The sequence below is a fragment of the Microcoleus sp. S13_C5 genome (genome assembly GCF_036700845.1).
Classification (GTDB): Bacteria; Cyanobacteriota; Cyanobacteriia; order Cyanobacteriales; family Microcoleaceae; genus Microcoleus.
Genome location: NZ_JAUBPR010000012.1, coordinates 1 through 20,467 on the forward strand (window position 1 = coordinate 1; position 20,467 = coordinate 20,467).

18 protein-coding genes and 1 pseudogene are annotated in these 20,467 nt (G+C 46.5%); 10 read left to right on the forward strand and 9 right to left on the reverse strand.

Going from position 1 to position 20,467, the window contains the following annotated elements; all coding sequences use genetic code 11:
- Together QUA04_RS05265 and QUA04_RS05270 are read left to right on the forward strand one after the other, a co-directional pair.
- Nucleotides 1-594: pseudogene (locus QUA04_RS05265) on the forward strand (hypothetical protein); the annotation flags it as partial.
- Nucleotides 595-665: 71 nt separating this feature from the next.
- Nucleotides 666-1,469 (forward strand): DUF4142 domain-containing protein, encoded by an 804-nt coding sequence (locus tag QUA04_RS05270; protein ID WP_333254454.1) that lies wholly within the window; start codon nt 666-668, stop codon nt 1,467-1,469.
- Between the two features lie 472 nt (nt 1,470-1,941).
- Here QUA04_RS05270 and QUA04_RS05275 read toward each other — a convergent pair whose 3' ends face one another.
- The gene (locus tag QUA04_RS05275; protein WP_333254455.1) at nt 1,942-2,310 is read right to left on the reverse strand and encodes a Lin0512 family protein; all 369 of its coding nucleotides are present in this window, start codon (nt 2,308-2,310) and stop codon (nt 1,942-1,944) included.
- Nucleotides 2,311-2,592: 282 nt separating this feature from the next.
- Here QUA04_RS05275 and QUA04_RS05280 point away from each other — a divergent pair, with 282 nt between their 5' ends.
- A complete protein-coding gene (locus QUA04_RS05280) occupies nt 2,593-3,507 on the forward strand; it encodes a branched-chain amino acid transaminase (RefSeq protein ID WP_333254457.1) in 915 nt (304 codons plus the stop codon).
- A gap of 190 nt (nt 3,508-3,697) precedes the next feature.
- Here QUA04_RS05280 and fghA read toward each other — a convergent pair whose 3' ends face one another.
- The gene (gene fghA, locus QUA04_RS05285) at nt 3,698-4,552 is read right to left on the reverse strand and encodes an S-formylglutathione hydrolase (RefSeq protein ID WP_333254459.1); all 855 of its coding nucleotides are present in this window, start codon (nt 4,550-4,552) and stop codon (nt 3,698-3,700) included.
- A 201-nt stretch (nt 4,553-4,753) separates the two neighbouring features.
- Nucleotides 4,754-5,863 carry an S-(hydroxymethyl)glutathione dehydrogenase/class III alcohol dehydrogenase gene (locus QUA04_RS05290; protein WP_333254461.1) on the reverse strand — a complete coding sequence of 370 codons (1,110 nt, stop codon included), beginning with the start codon at nt 5,861-5,863 and terminating at the stop codon, nt 4,754-4,756.
- Between the two features lie 79 nt (nt 5,864-5,942).
- Here QUA04_RS05290 and QUA04_RS05295 point away from each other — a divergent pair, with 79 nt between their 5' ends.
- The 3 genes from QUA04_RS05295 (at nt 5,943) to sppA (ending at nt 9,921) form a co-directional block, all read left to right on the forward strand.
- Nucleotides 5,943-6,626: an SDR family NAD(P)-dependent oxidoreductase gene (locus tag QUA04_RS05295; RefSeq protein WP_333254463.1), complete on the forward strand. Its 684-nt coding sequence runs from the start codon at nt 5,943-5,945 to the stop codon at nt 6,624-6,626.
- A gap of 144 nt (nt 6,627-6,770) precedes the next feature.
- A complete protein-coding gene (gene fni / locus QUA04_RS05300; RefSeq protein WP_333254465.1) occupies nt 6,771-7,820 on the forward strand; it encodes a type 2 isopentenyl-diphosphate Delta-isomerase in 1,050 nt (349 codons plus the stop codon).
- Between the two features lie 280 nt (nt 7,821-8,100).
- The gene (gene sppA / locus QUA04_RS05305; RefSeq protein ID WP_333254467.1) at nt 8,101-9,921 is read left to right on the forward strand and encodes a signal peptide peptidase SppA; all 1,821 of its coding nucleotides are present in this window, start codon (nt 8,101-8,103) and stop codon (nt 9,919-9,921) included.
- Nucleotides 9,922-10,282: 361 nt separating this feature from the next.
- Here the strand turns inward: sppA and QUA04_RS05310 are convergent, their stop codons facing one another.
- Nucleotides 10,283-10,552 carry a GlsB/YeaQ/YmgE family stress response membrane protein gene (locus QUA04_RS05310; RefSeq protein WP_333254469.1) on the reverse strand — a complete coding sequence of 90 codons (270 nt, stop codon included), beginning with the start codon at nt 10,550-10,552 and terminating at the stop codon, nt 10,283-10,285.
- Nucleotides 10,553-10,852: 300 nt separating this feature from the next.
- Between QUA04_RS05310 and QUA04_RS05315 the strand changes: the two genes are divergently transcribed.
- Nucleotides 10,853-12,040 carry a tetratricopeptide repeat protein gene (locus QUA04_RS05315; RefSeq protein ID WP_333254471.1) on the forward strand — a complete coding sequence of 396 codons (1,188 nt, stop codon included), beginning with the start codon at nt 10,853-10,855 and terminating at the stop codon, nt 12,038-12,040.
- 124 nt (nt 12,041-12,164) lie between these two features.
- Here QUA04_RS05315 and QUA04_RS05320 read toward each other — a convergent pair whose 3' ends face one another.
- Entirely contained in the window at nt 12,165-12,875 is a 711-nt protein-coding gene (locus QUA04_RS05320) for a carbonic anhydrase (RefSeq protein WP_333254472.1), read from the reverse strand.
- Nucleotides 12,876-13,109: 234 nt separating this feature from the next.
- Here QUA04_RS05320 and QUA04_RS05325 point away from each other — a divergent pair, with 234 nt between their 5' ends.
- Complete coding sequence (locus QUA04_RS05325) at nt 13,110-13,925, forward strand: MOSC N-terminal beta barrel domain-containing protein (protein WP_333254475.1); 816 nt, start codon at nt 13,110-13,112, stop codon at nt 13,923-13,925.
- 19 nt (nt 13,926-13,944) lie between these two features.
- Here QUA04_RS05325 and ylqF read toward each other — a convergent pair whose 3' ends face one another.
- Both ylqF and QUA04_RS05335 read right to left on the reverse strand, forming a co-directional pair.
- Complete coding sequence (gene ylqF, locus QUA04_RS05330) at nt 13,945-14,799, reverse strand: ribosome biogenesis GTPase YlqF (protein ID WP_333254478.1); 855 nt, start codon at nt 14,797-14,799, stop codon at nt 13,945-13,947.
- Nucleotides 14,800-14,999: 200 nt separating this feature from the next.
- Nucleotides 15,000-15,413: a universal stress protein gene (locus QUA04_RS05335; protein ID WP_333128466.1), complete on the reverse strand. Its 414-nt coding sequence runs from the start codon at nt 15,411-15,413 to the stop codon at nt 15,000-15,002.
- 183 nt (nt 15,414-15,596) lie between these two features.
- On the opposite strand from QUA04_RS05335, the gene QUA04_RS05340 reads away from it, so the two are divergent.
- Together QUA04_RS05340 and QUA04_RS05345 are read left to right on the forward strand one after the other, a co-directional pair.
- Entirely contained in the window at nt 15,597-16,796 is a 1,200-nt protein-coding gene (locus QUA04_RS05340; protein WP_333232227.1) for a phosphoglycerate kinase, read from the forward strand.
- A gap of 191 nt (nt 16,797-16,987) precedes the next feature.
- Entirely contained in the window at nt 16,988-17,704 is a 717-nt protein-coding gene (locus QUA04_RS05345; protein WP_333254480.1) for a pentapeptide repeat-containing protein, read from the forward strand.
- Nucleotides 17,705-17,923: 219 nt separating this feature from the next.
- Here QUA04_RS05345 and QUA04_RS05350 read toward each other — a convergent pair whose 3' ends face one another.
- Nucleotides 17,924-18,700 (reverse strand): response regulator, encoded by a 777-nt coding sequence (locus QUA04_RS05350; protein ID WP_445242290.1) that lies wholly within the window; start codon nt 18,698-18,700, stop codon nt 17,924-17,926.
- A 202-nt stretch (nt 18,701-18,902) separates the two neighbouring features.
- Nucleotides 18,903-20,249 (reverse strand): EAL domain-containing response regulator, encoded by a 1,347-nt coding sequence (locus tag QUA04_RS05355; protein WP_333254482.1) that lies wholly within the window; start codon nt 20,247-20,249, stop codon nt 18,903-18,905.
- Nucleotides 20,250-20,467 lie beyond the last annotated feature (218 nt).

Sequence of the window (20,467 nt, forward strand, 5' to 3'; positions counted from 1 at the left end):
ACAAGCGGTACAAGCGGCACCGGCACAAGCGGTACAAGCGGTACAAGCGGCACCGGCACAAGCGGTACAAGCGGTACAAGCGGCACCGGCACAAGCGGTACAAGCGGTACAAGCGGCACCGGCACAAGCGGTACAAGCGGTACAAGCGGCACCGGCACAAGCGGTACAAGCGGTACAAGCGGCACCGGCACAAGCGGTACAAGCGGTACGACTGGCACCGGCACAAGCGGTACAACGGGTACGACTGGCACCGGCACAAGCGGTACAACGGGTACGACTGGCATCGGCACAACGGGTACAACCGGTACGACTGGCACGGGCACAACGGGTACAAGCGGTACGACTGGCACCGGCACAAGGGGTACAAGCGGTACGACTGGCACAAGCGGTACAACCGATACGACTGGCAGCGGCACAACGGGTACAACCGATACAACGGGTACAACTGGTACGACATCGACGCCGGCTGATACTAATTCTGGAGTTTTGAGTGCTCGGCGCGATCGCCACAACAATTTGGGGTGGCTGGGTGCCTTGGGCGCGTTTGGTTTGATCAACTTGTTTCGGAAAGGCAGTACACCCTCCCATCGGTAGTTTCGGGCGATTCCCTAGGGGATAGCTTCGTTTGACGTACTTTTGAAAACAACTTAGAGGCTTAGAAATTCATGACTTCACTAAATGGCAAAAGCTTGTTCAAAAAATTGGTAACAGTTGCCGGAATTGCCGGCGTTAGTTCCTTGATTGCTGTGCCGGGATTCGCAGAATTAAACCGCCAGACTAACGGCTTCAACCAGTCGGGCGATCGGGTTTTTGATCTTGCTGATAACGCTACCCAGGATCGTACTCTTCCACGCTCTCCTGCTACCGATCCGAACAACAATAACAATCCCGGCGGTTCTCCCAACAGTCCAAATACCCCCAGCAACAACAATCCCGGCGGTTCTCCCAACAGTCCAAATACCCCTAGCAACAACAATCCCGGCGGTTCTCCCAACAGTCCTGCAGGTGGCGAAACTTCGCCTAATTCTCTCAGCAGCAGAGACAGAACCTTTGTCATGCAAGCAGGTCAAATGGGTATGCTGGAAGTGGAGCTCGGCCGATTGGCAGTGCAGCGCGGTTCTAGTGCTGGTGTGAAACAATACGGGCAAGAAATGGTAGAGGAACACACTCGGGCAAATCAAGAGCTGATGCAGTTAGTAATGCAAAAGCAGGTTGAACTGCCAACCGAGATGAGTACCCAGAACACAGCTTTGATGAAGCGACTTTCGGGACTCTCCGGTACAAGTTTTGACACTGCTTACAAGCAGGCTATGATCGAGAGCCACAATCAGGCTATTGCTTTGTTTCAGGCACAATCTCAACAGGGACAAGATCCCGAGTTGAAGGCTTGGGCTACCCAGAAGTTGCCGAACCTTCAGGCGCACTTGCAAATGGTTAACCAAATGTTGGCAGATACCAGCAAGCCGTAATATGAAATAGAGTCCGATCGCGTTTTAGGCGATCGGACTCTACCTTTGCTGAGCCGAGAGGGAACAGCAATAAATTCTTTTAAACCCTATAATTTTTGAGAACAATGGAAGATTTTCTCCGCAGCTTGTTGGGCAGCAATATTACAGCGACGTGGCTGTTATTAATCGTAGGGTTTTGCTGGATTGCTTATATACCCGGTCGCCTGAACAATTAAAAATTATTCATTAAAAATTCAAAATTAACTAGGTAGGCGCAAATAAACCTTACCGTTGCACAGACTAAGTTATAGCGTGCCTCAGAGCCTCAGATTTTCTAAGATATTTCATGCCATATCTCCGGGCCACCCTACAACTTAGTCTAAATTAATCATTTTTTAACAGGCAGGCGTACGATCGCCCGATCGCCGAAACCAGCAAGTGCGATCGGGCGCTCGAACTTCGGCGCCGATTTATTCAAACAACACAAAATTAATTAATCCTCAGTGTCCACAAAAACACTCACAGCCGCCACAGCGATTAGCATTTCATCATTTTTATCATTCAGAGAGGCGATCGCCCTTCCTGCCACAATCATGCCTCCTTGCTCCACAATCAGAGTTTTGCTGCCGAAAGGCAGTACCGCCAACACCTCCTGTTCCCGCACTTGTTCCGGGTAAGGAACAGCCACCTTAACCTCAACAATCATCTGATTGGGGTCGCTCAAACCTGCCACTTCCCAGACCCCCAGCAAAGCATTATGGGCGATCGCATTCCGTACAGCCCTTGCACAGGCTACAGTCGGTTCCTGCCCGTGCTGGTCTATACCCATCCCCATTTCAATGATGAAACATTTGCGTGCCATAGTTGCCCTTTGGTTGATTTTTGTTTGTAGTCGATCGCACTTTTTCCCAAAACAATTATCAAGCAAACTGACCGCTCTTGAGATTATTTTATAAATTGATATAACCAGATAATAATCCCAGTTAAAAAAACAATGCAACTGTGGGCGCTCCAAACTTATATCGAATCAGTCATTTCCAATTCTTCAATTCTTTAATCTAAAATCTAAAATGGTATAACTTATGGTAATATAACCAAATTCACCATTCCTCGCGGACTGCAAAACTCATCGCCAGCTTGAATCATGGATAGTTTTCTGCCAATTGCCTACTTTCAAAACCAATTTCTCCCATTTACCGACGCCAAAATTTCCATAGCCACCCACGCACTGCACTATGGAACCGGAGTTTTAGGCGGGTTGCGGGGAATTCCAGACCCCCAAAATGCCGATCGAATATTGCTATTTAGATTAGACCGCCACTGTCAGAGATTAAGTCAAAGTGCCAGCTTCCTTCACTGCGATTTACCAGCCAGCAAAATCCAACAAATAATCATTGATTTTGTTCACAAAAACCAACCAACAAAATCATTTTATATCCGCCCTTTCGTCTACACATCCAGTTTAGGAATTGCCCCCCGACTGCACAACGTAGAAACCGACTTTTTTGTCTACGGATTAGAACTTTCAGACTATTTGCCCAAAGAAGGAGTCAACTGTAGAATTAGCTCTTGGTACCGCCAAGAAGACCGCAGTTTGCCCTTAAGAGGTAAAATTAGCGCCGCTTACATCACCTCAGCTTTAGCTAAAACAGAAGCAGTACAATCCGGCTTCGACGAAGCTATTATGATGAATACTCAGGGAAAAGTCAGCGAAGCTTCAGGAATGAACATATTTGTCGCCAGAAACGGTAAATTAGTTACTCCCGGTTTCGAGCAAGATATTCTCGAAGGAATTACCAGAGACAGCGTAATCACAATCGCCAGAGACTTAGGAATTGAAGTCATAGAAAGACCAGTTGATAGATCAGAATTGTTGATTGCAGACGAGATTTTCCTCTGCGGAACCGCCGCCAAGATTACGCCGATTAAGCGAGTAGAAAACTATCACTTGCCCAAAAACCGACCCATCACCGAAAAGATTTTGGACAAACTAACCGGGATTATCGAAAATCGCGACAGCAATTATAAAGAATGGGTATTTCCGATTAATCTTAATTAACCGAAAATACCTGTACTCGTAGAAGCGAGTTCACTCGTTACCAGGCTCTGCCTGGTAAAGCAGATCAGGAGGCTCTGCCTCCACATTTCATGGCAGCCATTAGAGGCAGAGCCTCTGGATATCGGTTCCCAGGCAGAGCCTAAGAACCAGTTGTTGTGGAGCAGGCATCTTGCCTGCTTCCTGCTAGGAACTACCCGCACAAAACAGCCGCGTGATGGCGAATGTGATCCTCCATAAAACTAGCTATAAAATAATAGCTATGATCGTAACCTTCCTGCATCCTTAAAGTTAGCGGCTGTCCCGCTTTTGCACAAGCCTCCGCAAACACTTCCGGCAACAACTGCCCGTCAGCAAGAAACGAATCACCCGTGCCGCAGTCAATCAGAATCGGACGGTTGTATTGCGCCTCAAGCACCAATTCGCTAGCATCCCAAGCCCTCCAAATCTCTTTGTCGCTGCCGAGGTAGTTTGCAAAAGCTTTTTGTCCCCAAGGACAGCGCATGGGCGCGGAAATAGGCGCAAAAGCGGAAACTGAAAGATAGCGATCTCCATTTTTCAAAGCACAAATTAAAGCCCCGTGTCCGCCCATGGAATGACCGAAAATTCCTTGTTTTTCCGGTATCGCCGGAAATTTTTCGGCGATTAAATTCGGTAATTCATCAACCACATAACTGTACATCCGATAGTGAGAATTCCAAGCTGCGGCTGTCGCATCAACATAAAAACCCGCACCACTTCCTAAATCCCAATCGTCCTCTTCGCCGGGGATACCAGTATTGCGTGGGCTTGTGTCGGGCGCAACCAGCATTAACCCGTATTTGGCCGCCAATTGTTGCGCCCCCGCTTTTGCCATAAAGTTCTCTTCTGTGCAGGTTAAACCTGATAAAAAATACAAAACAGGTACGGGTTGAGATAAAGCTTGCGGGGGCTGGTAAACAGCGAATTTCATCTCGCTGTTGCAAGCAGAGGATGGATGGCTGTAAAATCCGAGTTTGCCACCGAAACTTTTCTGTTCTTTTTGCAGTTTTAGGGATTCTGATATCATATTAATTCTATTTCATTTGTGAATGAGATTTTTTTATTAAGCGCAGAGGACGCAGAGGACGCAGAGGCAGAGAGAAGAGAGAAGTTATGTAGGGTGCAGCCGTGTACCTTACGGCTATAGGTAGCGTAAAACCACTTTTTCGGTAAGTCCTATCTTCCTTCTTCCCTCTTCCCTCTTCCTTCTTCCTTCACCTTCAAAAACTCAAAATGTCAACACTGTGCGAATTACTTCGCCTTTGTGCATTAAATCAAAGGCTTCATTGATTTTGTCGATCGGCATTACCCGAGATACCAAACTATCAATATCAATTTTACCGTCCATGTACCAATCAACAATCTTAGGAACATCAGTTCTGCCTTTCGCTCCCCCAAAAGCTGTGCCTTTCCAAACCCTACCCGTTACTAGCTGAAACGGGCGGGTGCTAATTTCTTCACCGGCTCCCGCTACCCCGACAATTATGCTCACGCCCCAACCTTTGTGGCAGCATTCTAAAGCTTGGCGCATCACATTAATGTTGCCGATACATTCAAAACTGTAATCAGCTCCGCCTTTGGTTAAATCTACCAAATAAGGCACTAAATCGCCTTCCACTTCGCGGGGATTGACAAAGTGAGTCATGCCGAATTTTTCCGCCATCTCTCGCTTGTCGGGGTTCAAGTCTACGCCGACAATCATGTTAGCTCCCACCATGCGAGCCGCTTGAATTACATTCAAACCCACGCCACCCAAACCGAAAACTACCACATTAGAACCAGGCTCTACCTTCGCAGTATTAATGACAGCGCCGATGCCAGTTGTTACGCCGCAGCCGATTAAACAAACTTTATCAAAAGGGGCATCTTCGCGAATTTTTGCTACTGCAATTTCCGGCAATACTGTATAATTAGCGAAGGTAGAAGTTCCCATGTAATGGTAAAGTTTCTGCCCGTCGATGGAAAACCTACTCGTGCCGTCGGGCATCAATCCCTGGCCTTGAGTCACGCGAATTGCTTGACAGAGATTGGTTTTTTTGCTCAAACAATATTCGCAGTTGCGGCATTCAGGAATGTATAGAGGAATTACCCGATCGCCCACTTTGACGCTCGTTACTCCCGCCCCAACTTCTGCGACAATCCCGGCTCCCTCGTGGCCTAAAATAGCCGGAAACAAGCCTTCAGGATCGGCACCGGAAAGAGTGTAAGCATCAGTGTGACAAACACCCGTGGCTTTAATTTCCACCAGCACCTCTCCAGCCCTCGGCCCATCCAGCTCCACCGTTTCAATACTCAAAGGTTTGCCGGCACTGCGAGCAACTGCTGCTTTTACTTTCATGCTTTCTCCCTGCGATCGATTTGTCAAGTGACCAGTCAATATGTATTGTATTACTTAAGACAAAAATAGCAACAAATCTATGACAAAATTAATTGTAATTACCGGAGTCAGTCGCGGTCTAGGTCTTGCCATGACCGAAAAGTTTATGGAATTGGGACATACAGTTGTGGGATGCGCCCGTTCTGCCGAAGCGGTGGAAACACTCCAACAAAAATATAGTGCGCCCCACCATTTTACTTGTGTGGATGTCACCAACGACGATCGAGTAAAAGCTTGGGCAACAGAAATACTGACCAAAAAAGAGCCGCCAGATTTGCTAATTAATAATGCAGGTGTAGCTAATCATCCCGCGCCTCTTTGGAAGGTCAGCAACGAAGAATTTTCCCAGGTAATTGATGTTAATATTAAAGGTACGGCTAATGTAATTCGCCACTTTGTCCCGGCAATGATTGCTCGAAAAAGCGGGATAATTGTCAACTTTAGTTCGGGTTGGGGAAGGTCAACTTCGCCGGAAGTCGCGCCCTATTGCGCTTCCAAGTGGGCAATAGAAGGACTTACGCGATCGCTCGCTCAAGAATTGCCCGCAGGTATGGCAGCAGTTCCTTTGAATCCGGGGATAATTCACACCGATATGCTGGACATTTGTTTCGGCGAAGATGCGGCAAATTACACATCAGCCAAAGCCTGGGTGCAAAAAGCAGTTCCTTTTTTACTAAAATTGAAACCTTCAGATAACGGAATGCCGCTGACTGTTCCTGGGTAATACAGCAACCCTGGCAGGATTTACGCACATCTCTCTTTTCTTCTCCTCTGTGCCCTCTGCGCTCTCTGCAGTTCATTAAAAAATTCAAAAATGAAATAAAATTGCTATATTCCAAAATCACAACTCTTTCCCCAAATAGCCACTGTGAACTTGCCGCTAACCTCCCCCTCGCAAACCGAAACTCGCAAAGCAGACCACCTGCGGATTTGCCTCGAAGAAGACGTACAATTTCGCGAAACTACCAGCGGCCTTGAACGCTACCGTTTTGATCACTGCTGTTTACCAGAACTCGATCGCACCGAAATCGATTTAACCTCCACATTTCTCGGCAAAAAACTAGCCGTTCCCCTGCTAATTTCCTCGATGACCGGCGGCACACAATTAGCCCAGACAATCAATTATCGCCTCGCCGATGTCGCTCAAGAATACAAACTGGCAATGGGAGTCGGTTCCCAGCGAATTGTTGTAGAAAATCCTCAACTAGCTCCTACCTTTGCCGTCCGTCGCCGTGCTCCCGATATTCTGCTGTTTGCCAATATCGGAGCGGTTCAATTAAACTACAATTACGGTTTGGAAGAGTGCCAAAAAATTGTCGATATTTTAGAAGCAGACGCACTAATTTTGCACCTCAATCCGCTGCAAGAGTGCGTTCAAACCGAAGGAGATACTAACTTTAAAGGACTGCTAGATAAAATTGCCAAATTGTGCGCTAAATTACCAGTACCAGTTATCGCTAAAGAAGTCGGCAACGGTATTTCAGGAAAGATGGCAAAGAAATTGCTCGCCGCCGGGGTAGGTGCGATCGACATTGCCGGGGCCGGAGGCACTTCTTGGGCCAAAATAGAAGGAGAGCGAGCTAAAGATGGCAAGCAGCGCAGGTTGGGCGCAACCTTTGCCGACTGGGGAATACCGACAGCCGAGTGCATTGTCAGCACCCGCGCCGTAGCGCCGGATGTTCCTCTGATTGCCTCTGGAGGCTTGCAGAATGGGTTGGATGCAGCGAAGGCTATCGCCCTTGGCGCGGATATTGCGGGACTGGCGCGGCCGTTTCTACAAGCTGCTGCGGAATCGGAATCAGCGGCAGCCCTCCTAGCTGAGGCTTTAATTGCAGAAATCGCCACCGTGATGTTCTGTACGGGCTGCGGTAATTTGGATGAGTTAAAACAATCTGGCGTTTTGGAAAGGTTAAGATAAAAGTGAGTCAGCAGTCAAAAGTCATTAGTCAGCAGTCAAAAGTCATTAGCTAATAACTACGACAGGGGATAATTGCTAAATCCTAGTTGCAGGAATTACCCATAATATCGTTTTCACTGGCATCGGAATAATATTTTCCCGAGTGCAGTGCGAGCGGGGACGCTTGCAAGCTCGCTATCATTCCGCTCTAACCGGATTTGATATAACTAATAACTAATGACTATTGACTAATGACTATTGACTAATGACTATTGACTAATTACCAATTACAGATTATCTAATGAAAGATTTCCTAAAATATACCTGTGCAAGTTTGCTGGGAACCTTCCTAGGATTGTTGCTGCTGGGCAGCCTAGGATTAGGGGGACTGGTACTGCTAATTGCTCTGGCGGCATCGTCGTCTAAAGATTCAGGCCCACAAGTTAAAGATAAGTCTGTATTGGTATTAGACCTTTCTTTAAATATCACCGACAGCAAACCGATCCGTAGCACTAGCGCGGCGATTGAAGAAGTGCTTTCGGAAGATTCCGGCGATGCTGTGACGCTGCGGACTGTCTTAGACACGATCGAATATGCGAAAAAAGACCCGAAAATCGTTGGCATTTATCTAGAAGGCAGCTCAAATTCGAGCACCAGCGCGTTTGCCAATCTCAAAGAAGTTCGATCGGCTTTGCAGCGTTTCCGAGATGCCAAAAAACCCATTTTTGCTTACCAGATGGACTGGAATGAGCGAGATTATTACCTCGGTTCTGTTGCTAATACAATTGCCGTCAATCCTTACGGCGCTTTGGAAATCAACGGTTTTAGCAGTCAGGCAATGTTTTTCACTGGTGCTTTGGAAAAATACGGCGTGGGAGTGCAAGTGACTCGCGTCGGCAAATACAAGTCAGCCGTTGAGCCGTTTTTGCTCAAAAAAATGAGTCCCGAAAATCGCCAGCAAACTCAAAAGTTGCTCGGAGATATGTGGGGAGAATACCTGCAAACTGTCGCTCCGAGCCGCAAAGTGACTGTTCCGCAACTGCAAGCGCTTGCAGATAATGGCGGAACTTTGATGGCTGACGAAGCTCTCAAAAACAAGTTAGTTGATAAGGTTGTATACTTTGACGAAATATCGACCGAACTCAAAAAGCTCACAGGAACCGATCGCGAAAACAAATCTTTCAAGCAAATTAGTTTGAAAAACTACGCAAAAATTGCTGAGGATAAAAGCTCAACTCGCGCTAACAAGAAAAACCAAATTGCTATACTTTACGCTGAAGGAGAGATTGTAGACGGCGAAGGGGGCCCGACTCAAGTAGGAGGCGATCGCATCGCTAAAGAAATGCGGAAAATCCGAGAAGATGACGACGTAAAAGCAGTGGTTTTGCGCGTCAACAGTCCCGGAGGTAGCGCGACGGCGGCCGAAGTCATTGGACGCGAAGTGATGCTGACGGGGAAAAAGAAACCAGTTATCGTTTCGATGGGCAATTTAGCAGCATCCGGCGGCTATTGGATTTCGATGGGTTCCAGCAAAATCTTTGCCGAACCCAATACGATTACCGGTTCGATCGGCGTTTTCGGAATGCTGTTCAACGCCGAAAAGTTGGCTGCTAACAACGGCGTGACTTGGGACGTGGTGAAAACCGCCCGCTTTGCGGATACTAGCACAGTTTCCCGTCCGAAAAATCCTCAAGAATTGGCGAATATTCAGAGGATAGTTGATCGCATTTACGATCGATTTATTACTAAAGTCGCCAACTCCCGCAAACTGCCGAAAGACAAGGTACAAGAAATTGCTCAAGGCAGAGTGTGGTCTGGTACGGCCGCGAAACAGTTGGGTTTAGTCGATGAAATTGGCGGGCTTGAAGATGCTGTCAGAGAGGCGGCGAAGCAAGCTAAACTCGGCGACGATTGGAAGTTGGAAGAATATCCAAAACGCCGCAGTTTGGAGGAGCGAATTTTGGAAAAAATTTCCGGCGTTCACGTTTTGAAACCAGCCACCAAACTCGACCCGCTAACGGCCGAATTTAAGAAAATGCAAGATGAATTGGCTGTGATCAAGTCGATGAACGACCCGCAGGGGGTTTATGTTCGCTTGCCTTTCAATTTGCGGATTGATTAATTAATACCAAGTCCGGGATTTTTACCCCTTTATTCTTCAGTCCCCCTCTGTTGAGACGAAAGTTTTGCTCTTGAACTGTTGCAAGCGCTGAGTCTGATAGGGGTTTTTAACCCGGATTTGGTAAAAGTAGGCTGACCAAGAATTTCTTGATGGTACAAGCCCCCGCATTTATCCGTGGAATCAATCCAAAATCGAAAATCCTCAAGCCCCCGCATTTATCCGTGGGCTCGCCTCTAAAATCTAAAATCTAAAATCTAAAATCGATTGACGCACCTACAAACAACTGAAAATCCCGGTTTCTTCAAGAAACCGGGTTTATGAATACCCTAAAAGTCGATCGACTGGGAATTGGCAATATTTGTTATGCAGCACGCTGAGTTAACAATCCCCAGATGAAAAGTAGAACGATCGCACCTACTACTGCAAAAGCTATGCTGGGTAGAGTCAATGCTCCGAAGGATGCTCCCCCGCTCGTCCCCAGTAAGACTTGACCTAGATAACCTCCCACTAACGCGCCCAAAATTCCTAAACCTGTTGTTGCCAGAAAGCCACCGCCTTGAGTTCCCGGATAAATGGCTTTGGCTAGCGCACCGGCAATCAGTCCTAAAACGATCCAAGCAATAATTCCCATTTCTTTTTCTCCTGAATACTTAAACTTTTCTTGTGCCTTGTCTTATGTTCTTAGAATAACAACCCCTATCCCGGTCTTACCTCTACCGCAGGGATGAACCGACAGTGGTAGGATTTCTCATGAATCGTCCGAGTTTGAGGCTTTTTAATATCTCAAAAGAGTTAACCCACTTTTTCTAGGGAAGAAAAATACTTATGCTCAAAGCCAAAGGGAAATAGGAAAATCTTTTCTGGGACTTTTTGTGTTTTGGTGGTTAAAAAAATTACAATATGTCTGTGAAATGAGGAAAGTTTGCGCCCGATGGATCTGACTCTGTGCATGATTGTGAAGAATGAAGAGGCAACACTGTCGCGGACTTTGGACAGCGTTAAGGGTGTTGTGGACGAAATGGTGGTGGTGGATACGGGATCGGGCGATCGCACCCGTGAAATTGCCCGAGAATGCGGGGCGAGGGTTTATGACTTTGAATGGTGCGACGACTTCGCAGCGGCGCGCAACGAGTGTCTGAAGCACGCCCAGGGCGACTGGATTTTGGTATTAGATGCCGATGAGGTTTTGGTTCCGGAGATTCTGCCTCAAATTAAGCAGGCAATTGCGAGCGAGAACCTTCTGCTAATCAATCTCATCCGCCAAGAAATCGGCGCCTCTCAATCTCCTTATTCCCTAGTGTCGCGCTTGTTTCGCAATCGCCTCGATATCCGCTTTTCTCGTCCTTACCACGCAATGGTAGACGACAGCGTGGCTGAGATTTTGCAGAGGGAACCAAAATGGAAAATAGCTTCTCTCCCCGATGTGGCGATTTGGCACTCTGGTTATCAAAAAGATGCGATCGCCGCAAAAAGTAAATTCCAAAAAGCTCAAGCAGCAATGGAACGCTATATAGCTTATTATCCAAACGATGCTTATGCTTGTAGCAAATTAGGCGCTTTGTATGTAGAAAGCGGGCAAATCGGGCGGGGAATTAATTTATTAACGAAAGGCTTGACTGCGGAAGCCATTAATGATTCTATTCTTTACGAACTAAACTATCATTTGGGAATTGCATATCGCCAGCAGCAGCAGTTTGCCAAAGCAAAAGAACACTATCAAGCGGCAATTAATACAAATGTGTTCCCGCCCCTCAAGTTGGGTGCTTACAATAACTTGGGTAATTTGCTCAAAGATGAAGGAGATTTGAAATCTGCTGAAAAAGCTTACAAAGCAGCTTTAAAAATTGACCCCAATTTTGCAGTAGGTCACTATAATTTAGGACTGACGCTGAAGGCAGCCGGAAATTTAGCAGATGCGATCGCCTATTACCGACAAGCGATAAAAATCGATCCCGAACACGCCGAAGCTCATCAAAACTTGGCAGTAGCCTTGCTGAAAATTGGCAAAATGCCAGAAAGTTTAGCAGAATTCAAAAGAGCGATCGCCCTTCACGAACAGCGTCGCCCTTTTGAAGCAGAACGCCTGCGCCGGGGACTGCAAGAAATGGGTTTACTTTAAACTTGCATATCTACTTGATCGTTACCAATAATTCTTAGGGGCAATCCCCGATGGTTTCCCCTCGCTCCCCAAGGGGTAGGCACTCTGGGCACTACCCTACAAATTCTGAAAATTACCAGCAAAATCAAGCAATTATCTCTACTTTGCCGCTATCCAAATCGTAGCGGCCCCCAACAACTTTAAGCTTGCCCGCTTTGACTGCTTCAGCTAAAATAGGCGACGAGGATTGTAACTTATTTACATTCATTTTCACATTAGCTCTGACTGCGTTATCCCACGCATCGCCTGTTTGACCTTTGGTCGAATCAACTGCTGGTTTAATCGCCGCCACCAAAGTGCTAATGTGACCAGGCACAGCTTTGCCATCTAAAGCTGCTTTGACAGCCCCGCAGCGTTCGTGACCCAGAATTACTAATAGTGGCACGCCTAATTCTAAGGCCGCATATTCTATATTTCCGAGAACCCCATCGTCTAGAAAATTTCCAGCTACTCGGATATCAAATAAATCCCCTAATCCTTGGTCGAAAATAATTTCGGGAGTAACCCGCGAATCAGAACAAGCCAGGATGGTTGCAAACGGATGTTGAGCCTGTGCTACTTCTACAATTCGCGATCGAGCTTGGTCGGGAAATGTCCGTTTTTGCTCAATGTAGCGTTGATTCCCCGCCATCAATTTCTTAAGAGCACTGTTAGGAGTAATGTCAGAGATTTCCTGTGCATTTGCGGCTTGGGCTTGTAAAAGCGCAGGTGCAAAGCTTGCCGCCAGCATCCCTGCACCAGCCCTCAACATTAAATTGCGTCGCGAAATCATGCCTCTACTTCCGCTTTCAGTCATTGCTTATAACTCGATTCAATTTTTTCTATTTTATACCATAATATCTACCACAAGCTCAGTCATAATTCTTTGATTTTTCTTTACAAGCTGCTCCGGCACAATGTAAACTTTAAAAAAGTTGCCCTTTTTTATTTCATTGAAATTTTATTTAGTAAAGTCAACTGCGGTCCTCATTCTGCTGGCAGGGGATGCTAGAATGTATCTAAAACGACAATTATTTATCAATGGCTCGAAATGTCTTACGTCGCCAGCATTCATATCTATCCGGTCAAGTCCCTTGACGGCATAGCAGTCAGTCAAGCAACAATTCTAGCCAGCGGAGCTCTAGAAGGCGATCGCTCTTTTGCCATCTGCGATGCAGCAGGAGAATTTGTTAATACTAAGCGCAACAGTGGAGTCTGTTTTCTACGCTTATCCTTTGACATAAAAAAGAGAATTGCCGGTCTAAAAATTCAAGGCACCGAACAAGAAATATTTTTTCATGTAGATAGAGAACGCTTGGGAATAGAATCTTGGTTGAGCAGCTACTTCGGTTTCCCCGTCAAGTTAATTGAAAACTTGCTGACAGGTTTTCCCGACAATACCGCTGCACCAGGGCCAAGCATTATCAGTACCGAAACAATTGCCGAAGTTGCATCTTGGTTTCCGAGAGTTTGCGTTAACGAGATGCGCCATCGCTTGCGAGCTAATATTGAAATAGGAGATGTCCCCGCTTTTTGGGAAGACCACCTTTTCCCACAAGCTGATGAAATTGTTAGGTTTAAAATAGGGACTGTAATATTTGAAGGTATTAATCCCGGTCAGCCCTGTCTCCTATCTACGCGAAGTTATGCAGCGAAAGAAGCTTATCCAGATTTTAAAAATATACTAACAGCCAAGCAGAAGGAAATCATGCCTGACTTGGTAAAAAAAGGGCATTTAAATCACTTTAGTCGGCTGATAATTAACACGCGAGTACCACCTCAAGCAGCAGAAGAAATAGTACACATAGGAGACGAAGTTCAAATTCTCAACGTTAGCAAATCCCTATTTAATACCATTCCTGATTAGTTGTATAGCACGAGTCTTATCACGCCGGCGGCAACTCCAAAGTAAGCTGACCCAACACACCCGTTCTAAAATCGTTTAACATCTGCCGCGCCGTTCGTTCGACATCTCCTTTATACCTGTCTTTTGCTACCTCGTGCAGATAATCTTCACCATTACTAGAGGTTGCATCTAATTTATAGCGGGATTTGAAACCAGATAGTGATATCAACGTGTCATCAGCCGCCTCCAGCCCTTGGAGCAAATCTACCATCGCTGCTGCTACTACTTGATTGTCGTAAGCTGCTTCGCCAATATCTTCGCAAATAGCTAATTTTATGGCATTTTCTTGATTGTTAATTCGGGTTGGGATCACTCCGGGGGCGTCTAATAATTCAATTTCCTCAGAAATGCGAATCCATCGGAGCGATTTAGTTACTCCAGCTCTGCGGGCACTATCCACCACTCTCCGCCCTAACAGCCGATTAATTAAAGCAGATTTTCCGACATTGGGAAATCCCATTACCACTGCCCGGACTGGACGGGGCAGCATACCTCGATCGAACCTTCTTTTATTTAGCTGCACCCCAGCATCCTGCACGGCATCCGCCACAGCGTCTACTCCTTGACCGTGCTCGGCATTAGTAAAATACGCAGTTTCCCCCTGGGCCTCAAACCATGTTTCCCACGCCTCGCGCGATCGAGGCGTAATCATATCCATGCGGTTGACGACCAATACTCGCGGCTTGCCGCCCACCCAACTCGGCATTTGGGGGTGATAAGTAGCCAATGGAATGCGGGCATCTCGGACTTCGAGCACCACATCTACCCGCTTTAGCTGTTCTTTTAATGCCCGTTCAGCTTTGGCAATGTGACCGGGATACCAGTGAATTTTCATTAGTTAGTTGACTGTTGACTGTTGACTGTTAACTGTTGACTGTTGACTGTTGACTGTTGACTATTGTGATTGGTTAGTTGTTATTGGTTAGTTGACTGTTGACTGTTGTTATTGGTTAGTTCTTAGTTGTTAGTTCTTGAATGACAACTAACAACTGCCAACAGTCAACTGCCAACAGTCAACAGTCAACTGACAACTGACTAAGGCACAATCAAAACTGCACAAGGAGACAGATTGATCACCCGATTGGTAACGCTGTCAGACGCCCCATCATCGGTTAAACCCATCCCCCGACAGCCCATCACAATCAAATCGGCCCCAATTTCGTCAGCCACATCGCAAATCGTGAAAGCAGGTTTGCCTTCCCGTTCGATGATTTCAGCTTCAATTCCCTGCTGGGAAAACATCGATTGGGCCTCAGAAAGAAGTTTTGCGACTGCTTCGGGAGAAGTCATCACCTCTCGCGCGGGGGCGTCGGCCTCCTCGGCTGGGGGCTCGACTACCGACAGAATAACTAAGCGAGAACCGTAGGTTTTTACGATATTGACCACCTTTTCGGCAGCTTCGCGGGCTTCTCGGCTTTGATCGACAGGAAATAAGACTGTCTTGAACATACTGCACATCTCCGGGACACGGACTCCGATAAAATGTTTAGGTTAAGCCAATCAGTGCCGTTTGTTCCATCTTCCGTTTTTTGTACGGGCGCGGTTGAATGCGTCCGAGGCCGGGGTGCAAGTTACCAGTGCCGCCATTTCAACGGAATTCGACAAAAACACACATATTAGGAGGTTAATCCTGTGACAAAAAAAACTGTAGCAAATTTATCGGCATCGGACTTATCGGGCAAACGGGTATTGGTGCGGGCGGACTTTAACGTGCCGCTCGACAACGGCAATATCACCGATGATACTCGCATCCGGGCGGCTCTGCCGACAATTCAAGATTTAGCGTCCAAGGGCGCTAAGGTGATTTTGTGCAGCCACTTCGGTCGTCCCAAGGGCGTGACGGAGAAGTTACGCTTGACGCCCGTTGCTGTGCGCCTGTCGGAATTGTTGGGCAAAGAGGTCAAAAAGACTGACGACTGCATCGGTGATGAAGTCGCTGCTACAGTCGCCGCGATGCAAGATGGCGATGTGCTGTTGCTGGAAAATGTCCGCTTCTACCCAGAGGAGGAGGCAAACGACCCAGAATTTGCTAAGAAGTTAGCTTCTGTGGCCGATTTGTATGTCAATGATGCTTTTGGTACGGCTCACCGGGCTCACGCTTCTACTGAGGGCGTTACTAAGTATCTGAGTCCTTCTGTGGCTGGGTTTTTGATGGAGAAGGAACTGCAATATCTCGGCAGTGCGATCGACAATCCTCAGCGTCCTTTAGCTGCTATTATCGGCGGTTCTAAGGTTTCCAGCAAGATTGGAGTCATTGAAAAACTGCTCGAAAAGTGCGACAAACTGCTGTTGGGCGGTGGCATGGTTTTCACCTTCTACAAAGCTCGCGGCTTGAACGTGGGCAAGTCTTTGGTGGAAGATGACAAGCTGGAATTGGCGAAGTCTTTGGAAGCTAAAGCGAAGGAACGGGGAGTTACTTTTCTGTTACCTACTGATGTGGTAGTTGCTGACAAGTTTGCTGCTGATGCTAACACTCAAACTGTCTCTGTTGAAAGCATCCCCGACGGTTGGATGGGTTTGGATATCGGCCCGGATTCAGTCAAAACTTTCCAAGATGCTTTGGCCGATTGCAAAACGGTAATCTGGAACGGGCCGATGGGCGTGTTTGAGATGGAGAAGTTTGCTGTAGGAACTGAAGGGATTGCCCATTCTTTGGCGGGGATTACTAAAACCGGTACTACCACAATTATCGGTGGTGGTGACTCGGTGGCGGCTGTGGAACAGTTGAATTTAGGCGAACAAATGAGCCACATTTCCACAGGTGGCGGTGCTAGTTTAGAACTGCTCGAAGGTAAGGAATTGCCTGGTGTTGCTGCTTTAGATGAAGCTTAATTAAGTTAAGTAGGGCGGGCTTTGCCCGCCTTGCTGGAAGCAGGTCTAAATCCTTGGCTGCGAATCATGTTTTTGAAGATTTACCGCAGAGGGCGCAGAGAACGCAGAGCAAGAGAAAAGAGAGAAGGATATGGGTTTAAAGTCTATAGTTTGCTAGTATAATTTATTTGAAGTAGCAGTGAGGTTTGTTTGTGAAACTTAAACTCTTGGCAACTGTAACGGCAAGTTTAGCTTTGTTTGGGCTGGCGGCTCCCGTTAAAGCTCAAAATCCAGATCATGTTAGGCAATTGCTGGAAACTAAAGAGTGCGAGGGCTGTGACTTGAGAAATGCTGATTTGTTCAAGGCTAGCTTGTACAGAGCTAATTTAAGAGGAGCCGATTTAAGCGGAGCAAATCTCTATGAAGCTAATTTGCTAGAAGCCGATTTAAGTGATGCTAATTTGGCAAATGCTAACTTAGTTAATGCCGAGATGTACGGTGCTGAATTGAATGGTGCTAATCTGCGAAATGCGGATTTGTCTAATGCTTTTTTGGGGCGAGCGAATCTGACGAGTGCGGATTTGCGCGGTGCTAAACTTTTTAATGCGAATCTGGGGGAAGCTTTTCTGCTGCAAGCTAATTTGTCGAATGCCGATTTGAGGCGTTCGCTGCTGTTTAGAGTTAATTTGAATCGTGCGAATTTAAGCGGAGCGAATATGTCTTCTGCCGATGTGCGCGATAGTAATTTGCAGAATGCTATTTTGTCAAATACTAGGCTTCCTAATGCTCAATTGAGCGGTACAAATATCGATGCGGCTAATAACGTGCGGCAGGGTGATTTGGAACGTGCCAACTTTCGGGGTACGAATTTGGGGCCGGGGGTTTGCGTGATAACTAATTTTCCTTATTGTGTTTTGAATGTGGAATAATCTGCTTGCTGAGTGCGTCAGCCTCCATTTTTTTGGCAATTACGGGAGTTTTTGATGCCGACCAAAAACGGATAGAAGCCCGCGACTTAAGTAGTGGAAAGCTCAAAATTTTAGACTAAAGTTTTAGCTCCCAGAAGAATCTGTAGAGTAAATCTAAAATCTAAAATCTAAAATCTAAAATCCACTGGCTGGCTGGCGCACCCTAGGTTGAGATCAGAGCTAAGTTTGAGGTGGTTTGTATCCTCTTTCTAGGGCAAATCTCACAAGCTGGGCACGATTTTCTAACTGTAATTTGCTGAAAATGCTGCCTAAATGAGCTTGCACAGTCCGGGGGCTAATAAACAGTCGATCGCTAATTTGTTTGTTAGTATAACCCTGGATAACCTCCCAAAAAACTCTTTCCTCGGCTGGCGTTAAAGGCAAAGGTGCAGGTGCTGGCAATACTGCCACCAATTGTGGTTCCACCGCCCTACCGCTAGAAGTTTGAAGCAGTCGGACAATCTCGGCGTGAATGCGGTGAGAGCGCTCTAACTGCGCCTTTACCTTAGCTAAAATTTCTTCAGACTGAAAAGGTTTTACCAGATAATCGTCACCGCCGATCGAATGACCTTCAACTTTTGACTCCAACTCGCCTTGACCCGACAAAAATATAAAGGGGACTAACTGTCCCAAACGGGTAGTTCGCAAACGGCGACAAAACTCAAACCCGTCCATTTCCGGCATCATGACATCTGAAATTACCAAATCTGGGGGGGCATTTTCAAAAATCGAGAGCGCCTCAACCCCTGAATTAGCGCATTCCACCCGATATCCTTGACTTTCTAGGTACATTGCTAAGACTGTTTGACAGTCTGCTTCGTCGTCAACCACTAATATTCTTTCCATGACAGGCTTGCACCAATTCCAGTTGGACAGTTCTTGAAACTGCCAGTCCCAAAGTAAGAACTTAAATGAGTGTACCTCCTGCAACTTGATAAAGGCTCGCCATTTCAACACGCCACACTTTCTCAAATAGTCCAATTAGGGGCGCCTAGCGCATAAAAGGGGAAGTAGTAGAGCAATATGGGGAACAATATCCTTCTTTGATTCGCCTATCATCAAAAGCTACAATTTTTTAGGAGGAAGGGTCAACTTTTATGCAGAAAATAGAAGTTAAAAGAAAGAATTTTATCCTATAAAACAGAAATTTTGGTGACACTTACACTATTCCTAGACCCGACATTGAAAGGTTTTTAGATTTTTCGGGTTCGGACACAGGTACAAAAGGGACAACGCGACCAGGTGCTGCTGCTGGGGGCGGCCCGAACAAACTCGGGTTGGCAACCAACATACTTTCAATTATCGCTGCGGGTTCGGGGCGGCTGAACAGATACCCCTGCATGATATCGCACTGATGTTGTTTCAAAAAATCTAGTTCTGCTTCTGTTTCCACTCCCTCAGCAATTACGGTCATGTTCAAACTGTGACCCAGTAAAATTACCGCTGTAGTAATAGCAGCATTTTGAGTATCTTCGTTGGCATTACGGACGAAAATTCGATCGATCTTTAAACTGTCAAAAGCAAATTGCTTAAGATATCCTAAAGTAGCGTAACCGGTGCCGAAGTCGTCAATAGCAATCCGAATTCCTAGAGCTTTTAGTTGGTTTAAAGTAGCGCCTGCTACTGTCGCATTTTCCACCAAAGCGCTTTCGGTCATTTCTAATTCTAAATTAGCAGGCTCTAAACCTGTAGTTTCCAATATTTGGACGATTCGCGCCTTGAGTTCCGGGTCAGACAACTGCCGGGCCGACAAGTTTACTGAGATTGTAAAGGGCGAAAACCCCGCCGCCAGCCAACTAGCGGCTTGAGCGCAAGCTGAAAGCAGTACCCACTCGCCAATTTGAATAATTAAACCTGTTTCTTCTGCTAATGGAATAAATTCGCAGGGAGAAATTATACCTCGATCGGGATTTTGCCAGCGCACTAAAGCTTCGGCGCCGATAACTTGGCCGGTAGCAATATTCACTTGTGGCTGATAGTATACCTGAAACTCACCTTGTGCCAAAGCGTGGCGCAGCAAAGCTTCGAGAGCAAACTTTTCAGGAGAGAGGGTTGTAACCTTGGTGGAGTCATTAACTAAATCTTTGAGTCTGGCTTCTGCTTGGTGAAGCGCGACTGTTAGGGGTTGAGTAATAGTTTGCCGTTTCAAGACGCGAGAAGCAATGGCTCCCAGCAATTCAGCCTTGGTAAACGGTTTTGTCAGGTAATCGTCGGCCCCCAATTCCATCCCTCGACGAAAATCGGTTTTGTCACTTTGAGCCGTGAGGAAAATAAATGGAATTGTTGCAGCTAGCGAGTTTTGCCGCAGAGTCCGCAACACGTCATAACCGTCGAGTTCCGGCATCTGCACGTCGCACAAAATTAAATCCGGTATCTCCGAAAGTGCCATCTGCACCCCAGCTCGACCGTTTTCTGCCGCAATGACCCGGTAGCTGTGAGATTCCAGGAGTTGCAGAAGAGTTTCCCGGATTAATTCGTCGTCTTCAATCACCAAAATTTTGAGCATGATACTTAGATAATAGATGGCACTATATATCTGAACCTGACTAACTCTAGCATACTCAAACTAGCAAATTAATAATTCAGCTAATTAGCCAATAAATGATTAGCCAAATGGCTGAATATTTCCCCTCGGTTCTTAAGTCACAATCAAAGAACTGCCCAAATTGGGAAGATTTCAATCTCTTTCAAGAGCCGCAAACTGCTGCGCCCGACTCGTTTGAT

Bases quoted from the DNA above. Each gene is read 5' to 3' on its own strand.
- QUA04_RS05270 (WP_333254454.1), top strand. From the start codon at position 666: ATGACTTCACTAAATGGCAAAAGCTTGTTCAAAAAATTGGTAACAGTT.
- QUA04_RS05275 (WP_333254455.1), bottom strand. From the start codon at position 2,310: ATGGCACGCAAATGTTTCATCATTGAAATGGGGATGGGTATAGACCAG.
- QUA04_RS05280 (WP_333254457.1), top strand. From the start codon at position 2,593: ATGGATAGTTTTCTGCCAATTGCCTACTTTCAAAACCAATTTCTCCCA.
- fghA (WP_333254459.1), bottom strand. From the start codon at position 4,552: ATGATATCAGAATCCCTAAAACTGCAAAAAGAACAGAAAAGTTTCGGT.
- QUA04_RS05290 (WP_333254461.1), bottom strand. From the start codon at position 5,863: ATGAAAGTAAAAGCAGCAGTTGCTCGCAGTGCCGGCAAACCTTTGAGT.
- QUA04_RS05295 (WP_333254463.1), top strand. From the start codon at position 5,943: ATGACAAAATTAATTGTAATTACCGGAGTCAGTCGCGGTCTAGGTCTT.
- sppA (WP_333254467.1), top strand. From the start codon at position 8,101: ATGAAAGATTTCCTAAAATATACCTGTGCAAGTTTGCTGGGAACCTTC.
- QUA04_RS05310 (WP_333254469.1), bottom strand. From the start codon at position 10,552: ATGGGAATTATTGCTTGGATCGTTTTAGGACTGATTGCCGGTGCGCTA.
- QUA04_RS05315 (WP_333254471.1), top strand. From the start codon at position 10,853: ATGGATCTGACTCTGTGCATGATTGTGAAGAATGAAGAGGCAACACTG.
- QUA04_RS05320 (WP_333254472.1), bottom strand. From the start codon at position 12,875: ATGACTGAAAGCGGAAGTAGAGGCATGATTTCGCGACGCAATTTAATG.
- QUA04_RS05325 (WP_333254475.1), top strand. From the start codon at position 13,110: ATGTCTTACGTCGCCAGCATTCATATCTATCCGGTCAAGTCCCTTGAC.
- ylqF (WP_333254478.1), bottom strand. From the start codon at position 14,799: ATGAAAATTCACTGGTATCCCGGTCACATTGCCAAAGCTGAACGGGCA.
- QUA04_RS05335 (WP_333128466.1), bottom strand. From the start codon at position 15,413: ATGTTCAAGACAGTCTTATTTCCTGTCGATCAAAGCCGAGAAGCCCGC.
- QUA04_RS05355 (WP_333254482.1), bottom strand. From the start codon at position 20,249: ATGCTCAAAATTTTGGTGATTGAAGACGACGAATTAATCCGGGAAACT.